Source organism: Sulfitobacter sp. HI0040 (assembly GCF_001634885.1).
In the GTDB taxonomy this organism is placed as follows: domain Bacteria; phylum Pseudomonadota; class Alphaproteobacteria; order Rhodobacterales; family Rhodobacteraceae; genus Sulfitobacter.
The window spans coordinates 1-332 of the sequence record NZ_LWEX01000553.1; the positions used below are offsets into that span (position 1 = coordinate 1).

A 332-nucleotide genomic window follows, 5' to 3' on the forward strand; every position below is an offset into this window, starting at 1 on the left:
TCTCATGGAAGGCGCGGACGACGAAGCCGCCAAGGCCTTGCCCGGCCTGAAATTCTATGACGACCTGATCGCGGAAGGCGATCCGGAATACGATTGGCCAGAGATGGACGAACTGACCGCCTCCAGCCTCTGCTACACCTCAGGCACTACGGGCAATCCGAAGGGCGTGCTTTATTCCCACCGTTCCACGGTGCTTCATTCCTTCGGCATCAACATTGCCGACAGTGTGGGAATCAAGGCGCGCGACGTGGTCTTGCCCGTGGTGCCGATGTTCCACGTCAACGCCTGGGGCTCGCCCTATGCCTGCGCCATGGTGACCTTGTAGGTATCGA

The 332-nt window shown here is 59.9% G+C and carries 1 pseudogene; it reads left to right on the forward strand.

What is annotated here, in order from left to right:
- Nucleotides 1–316, forward strand: a pseudogene (locus A3728_RS20455) (AMP-binding protein); the annotation flags it as partial.
- Nucleotides 317–332: the final 16 nt, after the last annotated feature.